Below are 12,921 nucleotides of genomic sequence, written 5' to 3'. Positions count from 1 at the left end.
CCCACTTCTGAGCTCACCCCACAGGCGAGCTAGATATATAGGCGCTCATTCATTCTTTTGCCGGCGATTCTTTCACGCCGTGATGGCGTTTTATCGAGAGGAGAGCCGCACTATTTTGTCGGCCGGGTATCAATCATCAAACGTCAGCGACTGCTTAATGAGAGTGTCGGTTGCGGTCAATAAAGACAAGTGAAGACGAGCCGGTGAGGTTTGGGTTTCGAGTAACCAGTACACGCTGCAGCGCGCCGAGAGCGAGGGGGCATTGTGTTCCGTTAATACCGGAAAGTCATACTCTTCACAGGTGGTTAACACGCTGAGAAGAAAGCGAGCGGCGTCATCTAAGTGGGGTTGCTGGGCAGCCTCTTCGAGCAAAGGGGCTAAAAATTCCTCTAATGTCATACTTCACTTGTATTGTTGGGTTAATTAAGTCGTCGAGTTTGGCGCAACAAACCAAGGTTGCGGTGCGCTATGCTTGGCGCCACTGACGAATAAACGTTGAGATACGCCAAATATAACTGATGATGACAACATAAAGAAGGAACAATGCGATAAATGTTGCCAGCATCAACGACTCTGGCACACCTTGAAGCTGTGCCCAGATCCCCAAACAAGCCAAAAGAACAGAGAGCGCCACGATAAACGCCAAGGTTTGTCGTGCCGACATTCCCAAGCGGACACATAAGTGATGTAAGTGCAGGCGGTCGGGCTTAAAAGGAGAGCGGCGTTTTTTCATTCGTCTGATCATGACCATGGCCATGTCCATCAATGGCAAAGCAATGAGCCATAAGGCCGTTACGGGTTGCAATACCAACGACGTCGTTGAGCCATCAGGCAACACTTGAGAGCTGTGGATCAACAGCCACACGATGGTAAAACCAATTAAGAAACTGCCCGAATCGCCCATGAAAACTTTAAAAGAGCGCTTGGGGATCAAATCGAGATTGAAAAAGATATAGGGGAGCATGGCCAAGACGAACAGCGAGCAAAAATAGGCCAAATTGACATCGCCAGAATACCAAAAGAGAAAACCTAACCCGGCAAAGGTGACCGAGGCCAAGCCACCCAACAAGCCATCGATGCCGTCGACCATATTAAACGCACAGATACAACCAATAATCGCTGCCGTCGTTAAGACAACACTGCCCGCGCCGACGTCGATGTCACCGGTGCCAAATAAGTTCCCAAGTTGCGTTAGGCTGATGCCCTTCACGTAGATCAACCACAAAGACAACAGCAATAAGATCACCAGGCGCGTAGAGGCACGGATATTGAGCTTGTCATCGACGGTACCGACGGCCACTAAAATGCCACTGACCATCAGATACTCAAAGCTGTGCGGAATTAAGTTAGGTTGCCACAACCCCATCGACACTAAGGTGACAAACAGTGCTTGGCCGCCAATAAAGGGAATGTTGCCTTCATGGACTTTGCGATGAGTCGGTTTGTCGACCAAATCATAGACGATGGCGACTTTTCTTAGCGATAATAAACTAAAAATAGAAATAGTCAGCGTGAGCGCAATCAGAGTGATCAAAGCCAAAATCCTTGTAAAAGCCGAGACGAATTGACGATTTTATGCGACGTGATAACCCGTTGATGACCAGTGTGGTGTTCACCACTGAGAGTGGGGTTAAGAAGGTTAATCAGCTCGTCGATAAAATTCAAAAATAGCAATGCAAATGTATGAGTATCTTATATGTGATTTATATCACTGATTATAGCAAAGCGGAATGACAGTTTGATGTTTTTTTCTGCGAATTGTGTCTGGAATATGTCAAAGTGGGCGCTTATCCGTAAGCACCCACTTACTTTTTACTCGTCGAATGAGCGATTAAATCTCAGCACAGCCCCATTCAGGGAAGTGTTTGCGCACGTAGGCGTTGAGATCTTTTTCAGATTGCGAGTAAACGCGGCTTTCTTGGCCTTGGTCGCTCAAGACTTCACTGACCATACCCGCACCAACGGTCACATTGCTGTGGCGGTCGATGATAATGAAAGCACCGGTTTGCGGCAATTCTTGGTAATTGTCCATGACGACTTTTTCAAGCAAGCTGATGTCCGCCATACCAATTTCGTTGAGCTCAAGGCTTTCGGCATTTTCACCGTGTTGCTCAAGTGTATTGACATCCACTTTATGGTGAAGCGCAGAGACTTTACCGGCACACGATTTGGTCGCAAACTTAAACAAGTACTCTTTTTGCGTACGTAGGGCACTTTCACTCATCCAAACGACGTGGGCACTGAGTTTGTTAGACACAGGGGCTTCGTGGCCGGAGTGAACGATCATATCGCCGCGAGAAATGTCGATCTCGTCTTCGAGTGTGATCGTTATCGCTTGACCAGGTTGCGCACGCTCAAGCTCAGCATCGTAAGTGTAAATCGATTTCACCTTAGAGGTTTTGCCTGACGGCAGAGCGGTGATCTCATCGCCAACTTCAACTAGGCCTGACGCTAGAGTGCCGCAGAAGCCGCGAAAATCTAGGTTCGGGCGATTGACGTACTGGACTGGGAAACGCATTTTTTCTAGGTTGACGTCTTTGTCCACTTTGACGGTTTCAAGCAGCTTCATCAAGGTCGCGCCTGGGTACCAATCCATTTTCTCACTTGGTGTGACCACGTTATCGCCTTTTAGGGCAGAAATTGGCACAAAGCGAATGTCGTCAATGTTAAAGTTCTTCGCCATTTCACGGTAATCGGCTTTCACTTTTTGGTACACGTCTTGGCTGTAATCCATCAAGTCCATTTTGTTGATTGCAACAATAATGTGCTTAATGCCAAGTAGACTACAAATGTAGCTGTGACGGCGAGTTTGCGTTTGAATGCCGTGACGCGCATCGACCATCACAATGGCCAGGTCACAAGTGGACGCACCCGTCACCATGTTACGCGTGTATTGCTCATGCCCAGGAGTATCGGCAATGATGAACTTGCGCTTGTCAGTCGAGAAGTAACGGTAGGCCACGTCGATCGTGATGCCTTGCTCACGCTCAGACTGCAAGCCGTCGACCAAAAGGGCTAAGTCGAATGCTTCATTGGTGGTGTTGAATTTTTGCGAGTCTTTTTCGATCGCCGCCATCTGATCTTCATAAATGAGCTTGCTATCAAAGAGCAGGCGACCGATTAGAGTTGATTTACCGTCATCCACACTACCACAGGTGATAAAGCGTAGTAGATCTTTGTTTTCATGAACCTTTAGATAAGCTTCAATGTCTTTTGCAATCAATTCAGATGAATGTGACATAGTGTATTCCCTTCTCAGAGCACAATCCTGGCTCTTGTAAATAATAGTATTCTTTTATTGATAAAAACGATTGAGTGTCTCGATAAAGCGCGCTTTGTCGGCCAGGGGGAGTGCGTTAACACCCGCGGCGGCTTTACGGCCTCCGCCAGTGGGGAACTGGCTGCAAATTTCATCGGCACCAACGCGGTTGCTCAACGGCGCGCGAACACTGACGGTATAGTCTTGTTCAGAGCCGTTAAGAGTGAGAACCGCATGGGCTTTATCGGGAGATTGATTGGCCAATTCATTGCCAAACACACCACTAATTCGTCTTGCCCAAGGCTGACACGGTAACTCAAAAACCTTGCTGACATCACTGTCTTCAATCGGCGTGAGCGAGAGGACATTTTGGTAATCGCTCTCATAGCCCGCTTTCAATTGATAGTAAGGCGATTGACGATCTTCTCTTAAATCAAACGGATTTTCATAGCCGAGCAACTGTTGGAACAAGGTTGCAGGCGGGATGTGCAAATCATCGATATTTGCGCCATAGCCGTTGTAGTTGATCAAGGTGCCGAGCTCTTTCAAAAATTCGGTATCTTGCGCTGAGAGTGCTTGTTCTGCCGCCAATGCTTCGGCCGCCTTGAACATGTTATCGCCAAAGGCCGCCGCAATCGCCCAAGTGGAGTAACGTTGCCCTAGGTACTGATTGATCAGCAAGCTAGTACAGGTTTCCGCATCGAGGTCAATCAAAGCGTGTAAGTGGTCACTTTCTGGTATATCACCGGCGCGATGGTGGTCACAGTAAAACGTGTCAATACCGCGTGCCAGTAACGCCTCAAGTGGCGCTTTGTTTTTCTCCATCGAGATATCGAGCGTGGTCACTGAGGTGACATCATTGGCATTGGCCACGTGTTGCAGCAATTGAATGTCGCGTTTCACCCCGGTGATCAGCTGACTGTCTTTGGGCTCTGCGAGGCGAAGCTGCAGTAGGGCAATAATGCCGTCTGCATCGCCGTTAAAGACATCATAATGCATGAGAGGCCTCCTGAGCGCTGAGTTGTAAGTAGCCAAGCTCACTCAATTTTTCAATAACTTGAGTCGCACATTGTTCAATCGATAAGTCCGCGGTTTTCACGTGGATCTCAGCGTTAACTGGCGCTTGATACTCAGAATCAATCCCGGTGAAGTGCTTGATTTCACCCGCGCGCGCTTTTTTGTACAAGCCTTTCGGATCCCGGGCTTCACAGACGTCGAGTGGGGTGTCAATAAACACCTCTAAGAATTGATCCGCCGCCAGCAAATCTCGCACCTGTTGGCGGTCAGAGATAAACGGCGAGATAAAGGCCGTCAATACGATAGTGCCTGAATCGACAAACAATTTGGCCACTTCGCCAATGCGACGAATGTTTTCCACGCGGTCGACATCGCTAAAGCCCAAATCTTTGTTTAAGCCGTGGCGAACGTTATCGCCATCGAGTAGATAGCTGTGCTTACCAAGGCGCAAAAGCTGGCTTTCTACCGCGTTGGCAATGGTGGATTTTCCTGAGCCACTTAAGCCAGTAAACCAAAGCACGACGGGTTTTTGTTGTTTAAGAGAAACGCGGTCTTGATGAGTCACCGTGGTGTTGTGCCAAACCACATCGTCACTCACCGAGTCGTTGTCTTTCTTTTCGTATGGCGTTGTCATAAATGAGACGATCTCTTTCCATGTCATTACAAGCGCCAGTGGCGCTCGGCGTTAAACAGGCGTAAACCTTACTCTGGAGTTAGAAGTAGCCTTCGCGCTTTTTCTTCTCCATCGAGCCAGAGCTATCGTGGTCAATCGCACGACCTTGTCGTTCTGATGTCGTCGTTAACAACATTTCCTGAATGACTTCTGTTAACGTCGTAGCTTGCGACTCAACCGCGCCGGTCAGTGGGTAACAACCCAAGGTGCGGAAGCGAACCATTTTTTCTGTGATTTCTTCCCCTTCTTTGAGCTCCATACGCTCGTCATCACGCATGATCAGCATGCCATCGCGTTCGACCACAGGACGCATCTTCGATAGGTAGAGATCAGGGATCTCGATGCTTTCTAGGTAAATGTATTGCCAGATATCGAGCTCAGTCCAGTTTGACAGTGGGAAAACGCGGATGCTTTCGCCTTTGTTAACCTTGCCGTTGTAGATATTCCAAAGCTCAGGACGTTGGTTTTTCGGGTCCCAACGGTGGTGTTCGTCGCGGAAAGAGTAAACGCGTTCTTTGGCGCGAGATTTTTCCTCGTCGCGGCGAGCGCCACCAAAGGCCGCATCAAAACCGTATTTGTCCAGCGCTTGCTTCAAGCCTTGGGTTTTCATGATATCGGTGTGCTGTGAACTGCCGTGGGTGAACGGGCTGATGTTCATCGCCAAACCGTCTGGGTTTTGGTGAACGATCAGGTTCATGCCAACTTTTTCCGCCATTTGATCGCGGAATTGATACATTTCTTTAAATTTCCAAGTGGTATCAACGTGCATCAGTGGGAATGGCGGTTTACCTGGGGCAAACGCTTTGCGAGCAAGGTGCAACATTACCGACGAGTCTTTACCCACGGAATACAGCATTACTGGGTTATCAAATTCGGCCGCGACTTCGCGAATGATATGGATTGACTCGGCTTCCAATTGTTTTAAGTGAGTCATACGCTCAGGAGAAATAGTCATCTCAGATGTTCCCTATTCTAACTAGTTATTCTGTTAATAAAGACAGCATACCGCTTTAACAATGTGTTGTGCAAAGTGTTGCTATCATTTTTATACATTGCGTTATAGGCAAAGTATACGTCTTGCTGGTGATAAGTACGTCAGCGGGATGTTTAAACCCCATAAAAATAGCTGATCGCACTAATAACGGTTACGCCATAGAGCAAACTGATCGGCAAGCCCACTTTGACATAATCCTGAATTCGGTATTGGCCGGCGTTGTACACCATGAGGTTGGTTTGGTAGCCATAAGGGCTAACAAAACTGGCACTTGCGCCAAACGCCACCACTAAAATAAAGCTGTGTAAATCCGCCCCCAAACTCGAGGCCAGCCCATAAGCGATCGGGAAGGCCAGCGCTGCCGCGGCGTTATTGGTGACGAGTTCGGTAAACACCCAAGTTAATAAGTACACCACCACGAGGGCCGTAAACGGCGTGAAACTTTGTGGGTGGGCGGCAATCCATTGTTTTAACCCGTCGAGGGCTTGACTGTTTTCCAGCGCTTGTGAGAGCAATAAGGCCGAGGAGATGATCAGCCAAATTTGCGTTGGCAAGCGCTGTAATACTTCATTGGTTTGTAAGCAACCACTGACTAACAATAACCCCAGTAGCAGCAACATGCCCTGAAACAAAGGGACCCAGCCTAATGCGGCGGCGGCGATGGCCAAGAAGAAACCGCCAATGGCGAGCTTTTCTTGTTTGCCTTTAAGCATGTGGTCGGGCGTGACGCCACTGATCAAAAAGAAATTTTTATTGATGTTGCGTCGGCTTTTAAAATCTTCACCAACGGCAAGCACCAAGTAATCCCCAGGGCGAAGCACTTGCTCACCGAGTTTGCCTGAAATCGCCTCACCATCGCGCCTTAAGGCCACGACAGCAGCATCAAACAGGGCACGAAATCCCGCTTTTTTAAGCGTTTTTCCCGCTAAGATACTCTCAGGTCGAACGACCACTTCGGTCAAGTTATCGATCGGTAACCCATTTTCGTAGGCAAATAGCGCTAGGCCATCAAACTGATTGAGCAAGGTCACTTTTTTTATGTCGCCACTGAAGATAAGGCGGTCTTCGGCTTTGAGGACTTCGGTTGGCGAGACCGGTGAAATCAGGTGGCCTTCGCGCAAAATTTCCACTAAAAACAGCGATTCCAAATTGCGCAGACCATTGGCTTCAATGGTTTTACCAATCAGTTCTGAGCCTTCTTGTACCTTGGCATCGATAAAGTAATCGGTCGGGTTAGTAGTGATGACCTTATAGCTGGGTAAAAAGCGCGACAGACCAAAGAGTAATATGCCCACAAAGGTGACGAGGCAAGCACCTACTAACGTAAAATCAAAAAAGTGCAGCCCAGGTAAACCAGCATCAAGCGCCATACTGTTGACGATTAAGTTGGTGGATGTTCCGACTAGGGTCAAGGTCCCCCCGAGTATGGCGGCGTACGAGAGGGGAAGCAGTAAACGACTGGCTGGGTGATGCGGGTTATTTCTGATTGGAGCCAGCATGGTCGAGACCACCGCGGTATTGTTTAAAACGGCCGATGATAACGTCGTGAGAAGATAGAGACGCAGCCAGGTGGCATTATAGCTCTTTTGGATCACGTAGCCGGCGACCAGGCGCAGTAATTTGGTTTTTTCCAGCGCCAAGGAACACACCATCAACAAAATAAGCGTCAACAAGCCCGGGTTGGCAAAACTGGCCACCACTTGTTGTTGAGTGACGAGATTGGTGGCAATCAAAATCAACATTAACACACCAAAAACGCGTTCTGGATGGTTTTGATAGCGTATTAACCCAACAATAGTCAGGGCAAATAAAGTCAGAACGAAGTATGAAGCGTAAGCACCTAGCATAATTTTTTATTTTTTTAGTGATAGTCCATTAAACACATAGCGGATACTAAGGTTTTAATCTGTTATCGTCATCTTTACGCTATCATAATCAACGAAAGCGGGAGGCGATAGTTTGTTTGTGACTGACTTATAACTGATTATACACTTCGATCCCAATGTCAAAATTGTCAAAAAATGTCAGCTGACCTTGGTGTATGATCACCACGCTGTCGCAAAACTCGCGCAACTCTTCCACCTCATGGCTGACCATAATGACTTGAGATTGCTTACTTTTATCGAGTAGGGCTTGTTTGGCTTTTTTGCGAAACTTCTGATCGCCAACCGACGTCGCTTCGTCAATCAGATACACATCAAAGTTCACCGCAATACAACAGCCAAAGGCCAAGCGCGAGCGCATACCACTCGAGTAACTGGCCACGGGCAAATCGTACTTGACGCCGAGTTCGGCAAATTCTTTGACCTTTTCCTCGTACTCATCGAGGTTGGCAACGCCATTGACTCGGCCGATAAAGCGGGTGTTTTCGCGCCCGGTCATTTGCGGGTGAATACCGGTCGACAGTGCGACAGGCCAAGACAGAGCTCGGTCGGTGACCACGCGGCCGCGGTTGGGGTATTCACTGCCGGCTAAAATGCGAAATAACGTCGATTTACCCGCCCCATTTGAGCCCATTAACGCCACATTGTGGCCCGAGGGAAAGGTGAAGTTAACATCGCGAAAGACGTATTGATTGCCGAGATCGGATGGATAGTATTTGGTTAAGTTATCAAGCGTTATCATGGCGAAGACCGAGTTGTTGACGATACAGATCCAGCTTGTCTTTGATAAACTGGCCTTGGGGTCTGGCTTGATGGGCCAGTGCCATCAGTTGATGCGCTTTTTTAAGATTGCTTTGCTCCATTTTCACCGCACTGTCGCGAACAAAGTCAATATCGGCGGCGGTTTCGAGATCGTTTAAGCTGGCGCTGTCGAGATCAAAACGCGGCGGTCTTAAGTTGGGCGCGGAGAGCTTTTGATAGATTTGCGTTAAGGTTTGGTCAAGGGCTTTATCATCAATCGCGTTGACCAGGGCCAACACCAAAGAGGATTGCTGACGATGTTGCTCGGCCAGCTGTAAGAGATCCCTTTTGCGCCCCACTTGGCAAAGCTGATCAAAACTGAGCTCAAACGTTGGTACGCTTTCTGGGGCGTGGCGATGGCCTTCACTGTCCTCAGCCAGCTCCACGTTGCCGTCGCGCACGAGCAACTGAGCTGCCATTTTGATGTCTGGGATGGCAATGGCGACTTGTTGACCTTGTAACTCAGGCTGCACAAAGTGGCCCACTCGGTTGAGGACTTTGACCAAGGCTTTATTTTTGGTGCTTTTGGGCATAATGCTCAAGGTGGAAATCAGCAGTCGCTTTTTTATTTTGTCTAAACTCATGGTGGTTCCGTTATTCATGTCTGGGTGAGTGAGCGGCCTCAAAGCGGCCTGTCACCAATCATTGTTTGTGTGGCCGCTTGCGTGACCGGTATCACTCGCCGATAAAAGGGTAGCGCCCTAAGTCACTGATCAGAGGTCCCCATTTGTTAATGGTATATTCATCTAATTTCTCTTGATCTGCAAATGGGTTTTGTCCCCCGACCGCTTGCCACTTGTCGAGTGGGTTGAGCAGATGAAGGCTGGCCAAGCCCATTTCTCCTGGGATTTGCGCATCGGAGACGGCGTTGTCGCCCAAGTGAATAAATCGCTCGTTGCTCGGTATTTGTTGCTTGATAAAGTGCCACATACTGCCGTTGTCCTTGCGAAGCGCCAAGGCAGAAGAGACAAATAACTTATAGCCATTGCTGACGCCGGCTTTTCTCAACATCATGACAATTTGATGCTCGGTGTAATAGGTATCCGAGATGATGAAGACGGTTTTGCCTGCGACGATAAAGTTATTGAGTAACTCGACCATTTCATCTTTGCTCTTGATCATGTCCAAATCGTAAGCAAATTCCAAGTTGGCCATTTCATCGGCTTGCGAGATGGACCAATTTAGCGTTGTGGCCAACTGGCGATAGACCGTAAAAATATCGACATCACCTTGAAAGCATTGGTTCTCTCGGGCTTGATATTCCGCTTGGTTGCGCAATTCGACAAAGCGGTGCGCGCAGTCTATCTCACCGTGTTTGACCAAATAGTGACCCAGCTTGAGCTTGGCGTAATCGGCGACAAAGTGGCTGCGGCGAATTAGGGTGTCGAACACGTCAAAAGAAACTATAGAATAGGGCGCCAACTGTTGCATCAAATCGTCTGGCTGTCTGACATAGTGGCTAAAAATATGCCCTTTGTCTTGGGTAAAGCAGCCAAGCTCTGGGTAGTAGAACAGCTGTTGGTAGCCTTGCTGTTCGGCCAATAACCCGATACAGCGCTCTAAGGCGTGTAATTCCGAGCCATCATTGGGCAATGGCTCGGCGGGGAAGTCCTCGTATTGATTGAAGTTTTCGAGTAGCGGTTTTAGGGCCTTTGGCTTGGCCCAAAACATGCCCCCGACCGGGTAGGCGAGAAAATCACTGCGGTCTTTAATGCCCCATTGGGAATAAAAACGTTCGCGGTGCGGGATGTTTTTCAGCCAGTGATTGACCCAATCGGGCATCATGGGGAAAAACGTTGGGTAATAGATCCCACAATCGTCATTTTGGCCCATAAAGCTGATCGCTCTGGCAATCACATGGCAATCTCTTAATAAATACTCACCTAAGTAATCGGCCCACTGGGTTTGAGCCCGACCAGAGTAAAGCGATTTTTTCGAATGCAGATGACAAAACAAATCGTACTCGAGTAGGGCTTGGCCAAACTCAACCAACAAAGGACCAAAGTTGCGTCCCCGATTGACGGCGGTTTTGACGTTAAGGTGGCGCACGTTGTCTAAGGCCTGAAATTTTTCCAGAATGTCGGTGTGCCACTCGTCTTGACTGACGGTAATAAAAACGTCGAACTGCGTCGGGAAATGACGCAGGCACTCAAGGTAATAGTCAATAAAATCAGCGTAGAAAATGTGCAGGCACACGGCAATTTTTTGTTTGGCAATCGTGTCTTTGTCAATCACCGGGCGCAATTGGTCTTTGGGCTGCCATTTCGGGGAAAACGCGGCGACCTTGTTCGGGTCAGGGTTTGCCAAGTAATGCGCTAACGGGCTGATTCCGGCGTGATAGACTTCTGGGTGCTGCTTGAGATAAACGAGGTTGTCGAAGTTCGGGCCTGGGCTGACCGGTGAAAAGGGACTCTTGTACAGATAGTCGGCAAACGCAGCTTCTTCCGTGGCAAAACCGTGTTGTTGGTTATCGCTGTACCATTTGGCATCAAACCACTGCTCACGTTTGGCTTGGGCCAATAAAGGTTGGTGTTCACCCTGGGTCGGATAGTGGCGAGCGGGCAGCTGCTTGGCTTGTTTTTTCATTCCCCGGCGCATCAACATCCCTTCAAGGTGCACCGCCTGTTGCATTAAGCCTGGGTGCTTTCTTAGCAAGCGTTCGACGTACGGAAATTTTTGTTTAATTAAAGCTCGGTAGTTCATAAGCGCAGACCAAAAAAATCAAGCGGCGATACCGTCCCGACATTGGCGGTATCGTCATCAATAGAAAACAATGGCCACGAGGTGCGGGGAATTAACCCTTGTTGCGTGACAAATTGGGTGTACAACTGCTCAATTTCGCCCTGGCTAAAGCAGACGCGATCGCATTGCAGTTGATACAGTCGTTGCAACGCCCCCTGAAACACCTGCTCTAACAAGTAAAAGTGATGCTGGGCCGAGGTTTTGCGACCAAAGTAAAAATCAAATTCTTTGTGTTCAAGTGGGTTAAAGCGAATGTCTTGAAACTGGCCGTTGGGGGCGGTGAGCAACGATTCGAGAAACATCGAACGATCCAGAGGAAGATACCCATCCCCCAGTTTTACCCCTTCTTTTAGGTACCCCGCCATGGTCATGGTTTGGTTGCCAATTTGGTGGTGACCGGGTTGAGAGGCGATCAAATAATGTCCGGCAGTGGGCTGCTTAAAAATCAAGGTCAATAAGGTTTGAATCGTGCCGCTGTAACCAATGTCGACTAAATGGGAGCGGGCATCGTCAAAGTAGCCAAGCTGAGTCAAGTACGCCTGATAAGCCATTTTGGTTTGGTTGATAATCGGGCTTAAAGGCGCCAAGCTTTGATTGAGTAATTTGGTGACCTTATCCATGTCTTGCGGCAGGGCAATGTGCTTGTTTTGCTCTTTGCGTGAAAAGGCTTTGTTGATGCTGACATCGCTGATCATAAAGCGGGTACGCATTAACTGGTACAAGGATCCGCTGTAATTAAAATTGAGTGAATATTGATAGGTTTCGGGCTCAAGTAAGCCAATCTTAAACAAGAAGGCCCGCGACACTAACAGATACGCTGAGGTGTCAGAACTTGAGTGCGTGGCGACGGCCGTTGTGAGTGCAGTGTCACTCGACACGTCGCATTGCTTTTCTTGCTGATTGGCATCTTGATAGGTCTGATAGGCCTTTTCGAGCCAATACCCTTCGCGCGCGAGAAAAAACAGGCGTTGAGAGGGGGCGGTGGCTTGATCGAGCTGCTGACAAAAAAAGTGCAGTACAGGCGCGAGAAGAACGGAGCCTAAACTTTGTAAAGATTGGTATGCCATGTCACGTCCTGGGTGTGAAAATCCGAGTGCCTTTGAAAAGGCTATTTATTGTTGTTTATTTTATTTTTTGTTTTTATTTCATACAGCTATGCAAGAAGCGATGAGTGAACGTTGGTTTGCTGCAATCCGTAAGTGTGCGTAAAACATTATATCAGACCACCCCTTGCTTCAAGCGCCATTCAGTGAATACTTCACAAAAAATAGCATTGCTGTGTCAATTCTACGCCATATAAAGTCAGTGCAGTTTCAATCGGCTAGGCGGGGCTGGGCATTGTGTTTTGGCATAGGTTTTCGGTGCGAGCGAACGCGCGGGTAAACAAACGGGATTATCGATAAAAATGAAAACAGCGAATATTACAATTAAAAACTCTACGCTCCTCACAAAATACTTATAACTCGTCCTAGTTGCTGGCTTTTTTTTGTGAGGGTTACCATAATGCGGTGATTAATATATTAATAGTGGTCGGTCTTACTTTACGCCAATT

At 48.3% G+C, this 12,921-nt stretch carries 11 protein-coding genes; all 11 read right to left on the bottom strand.

Annotation, left to right across the window (positions count from 1 at the left end):
- Window positions 1-129 precede the first annotated feature (129 nt).
- The 11 genes from AB0763_RS11980 to AB0763_RS11930 all read right to left on the bottom strand — a co-directional run bounded on the left by AB0763_RS11980 (window position 130) and on the right by AB0763_RS11930 (window position 12,436).
- Window positions 130-399, bottom strand: a complete 270-nt coding sequence (locus AB0763_RS11980; protein ID WP_306102001.1) for a hypothetical protein — start codon at window positions 397-399, stop codon at window positions 130-132.
- A 67-nt stretch (window positions 400-466) separates the two neighbouring features.
- On the bottom strand, window positions 467-1,534 hold the full coding sequence (wecA, locus tag AB0763_RS11975) for a UDP-N-acetylglucosamine--undecaprenyl-phosphate N-acetylglucosaminephosphotransferase (protein WP_306102000.1): 1,068 nt from the start codon (window positions 1,532-1,534) through the stop codon (window positions 467-469).
- 297 nt (window positions 1,535-1,831) lie between these two features.
- A complete protein-coding gene (gene cysN / locus AB0763_RS11970) occupies window positions 1,832-3,241 on the bottom strand; it encodes a sulfate adenylyltransferase subunit CysN (RefSeq protein ID WP_306101999.1) in 1,410 nt (469 codons plus the stop codon).
- A gap of 54 nt (window positions 3,242-3,295) precedes the next feature.
- A complete protein-coding gene (locus AB0763_RS11965; protein ID WP_306101998.1) occupies window positions 3,296-4,258 on the bottom strand; it encodes a DHH family phosphoesterase in 963 nt (320 codons plus the stop codon).
- Entirely contained in the window at window positions 4,248-4,910 is a 663-nt protein-coding gene (gene cysC, locus AB0763_RS11960; protein ID WP_306102088.1) for an adenylyl-sulfate kinase, read from the bottom strand. Before cysC ends, AB0763_RS11965 begins: the two co-directional genes overlap by 11 nt.
- Before the next feature lie 79 nt (window positions 4,911-4,989).
- Window positions 4,990-5,898, bottom strand: coding sequence for a sulfate adenylyltransferase subunit CysD (gene cysD, locus AB0763_RS11955; RefSeq protein WP_306102087.1), 909 nt, complete (start codon window positions 5,896-5,898; stop codon window positions 4,990-4,992).
- Between the two features lie 158 nt (window positions 5,899-6,056).
- Complete coding sequence (locus AB0763_RS11950) at window positions 6,057-7,790, bottom strand: SLC13 family permease (RefSeq protein WP_306101997.1); 1,734 nt, start codon at window positions 7,788-7,790, stop codon at window positions 6,057-6,059.
- A gap of 127 nt (window positions 7,791-7,917) precedes the next feature.
- Window positions 7,918-8,568 (bottom strand): ABC transporter ATP-binding protein, encoded by a 651-nt coding sequence (locus tag AB0763_RS11945; RefSeq protein ID WP_306101996.1) that lies wholly within the window; start codon window positions 8,566-8,568, stop codon window positions 7,918-7,920.
- Window positions 8,555-9,211, bottom strand: a complete 657-nt coding sequence (locus tag AB0763_RS11940; protein WP_306101995.1) for a hypothetical protein — start codon at window positions 9,209-9,211, stop codon at window positions 8,555-8,557. The genes AB0763_RS11945 and AB0763_RS11940 overlap by 14 nt, the downstream gene beginning before the upstream one ends.
- A gap of 91 nt (window positions 9,212-9,302) precedes the next feature.
- Window positions 9,303-11,330, bottom strand: a complete 2,028-nt coding sequence (locus tag AB0763_RS11935) for a rhamnan synthesis F family protein (protein ID WP_306101994.1) — start codon at window positions 11,328-11,330, stop codon at window positions 9,303-9,305.
- On the bottom strand, window positions 11,327-12,436 hold the full coding sequence (locus AB0763_RS11930) for a hypothetical protein (RefSeq protein ID WP_306101993.1): 1,110 nt from the start codon (window positions 12,434-12,436) through the stop codon (window positions 11,327-11,329). Before AB0763_RS11930 ends, AB0763_RS11935 begins: the two co-directional genes overlap by 4 nt.
- Between the last annotated feature and the right edge of the window lie 485 nt (window positions 12,437-12,921).

Origin of the sequence: Vibrio sp. HB236076 (assembly GCF_040957575.1) — a bacterium.
Taxonomy (GTDB): domain Bacteria; phylum Pseudomonadota; class Gammaproteobacteria; order Enterobacterales; family Vibrionaceae; genus Vibrio.
This window is presented reverse-complemented; position numbering and strand designations above follow the sequence as displayed.

Bases quoted from the DNA above. Each gene is read 5' to 3' on its own strand.
- AB0763_RS11980 (WP_306102001.1), bottom strand. From the start codon at position 399: ATGACATTAGAGGAATTTTTAGCCCCTTTGCTCGAAGAGGCTGCCCAG.
- cysN (WP_306101999.1), bottom strand. From the start codon at position 3,241: ATGTCACATTCATCTGAATTGATTGCAAAAGACATTGAAGCTTATCTA.
- AB0763_RS11965 (WP_306101998.1), bottom strand. From the start codon at position 4,258: ATGCATTATGATGTCTTTAACGGCGATGCAGACGGCATTATTGCCCTA.
- cysC (WP_306102088.1), bottom strand. From the start codon at position 4,910: ATGACAACGCCATACGAAAAGAAAGACAACGACTCGGTGAGTGACGAT.
- AB0763_RS11950 (WP_306101997.1), bottom strand. From the start codon at position 7,790: ATGCTAGGTGCTTACGCTTCATACTTCGTTCTGACTTTATTTGCCCTG.
- AB0763_RS11945 (WP_306101996.1), bottom strand. From the start codon at position 8,568: ATGATAACGCTTGATAACTTAACCAAATACTATCCATCCGATCTCGGC.
- AB0763_RS11940 (WP_306101995.1), bottom strand. From the start codon at position 9,211: ATGAGTTTAGACAAAATAAAAAAGCGACTGCTGATTTCCACCTTGAGC.
- AB0763_RS11935 (WP_306101994.1), bottom strand. From the start codon at position 11,330: ATGAACTACCGAGCTTTAATTAAACAAAAATTTCCGTACGTCGAACGC.
- AB0763_RS11930 (WP_306101993.1), bottom strand. From the start codon at position 12,436: ATGGCATACCAATCTTTACAAAGTTTAGGCTCCGTTCTTCTCGCGCCT.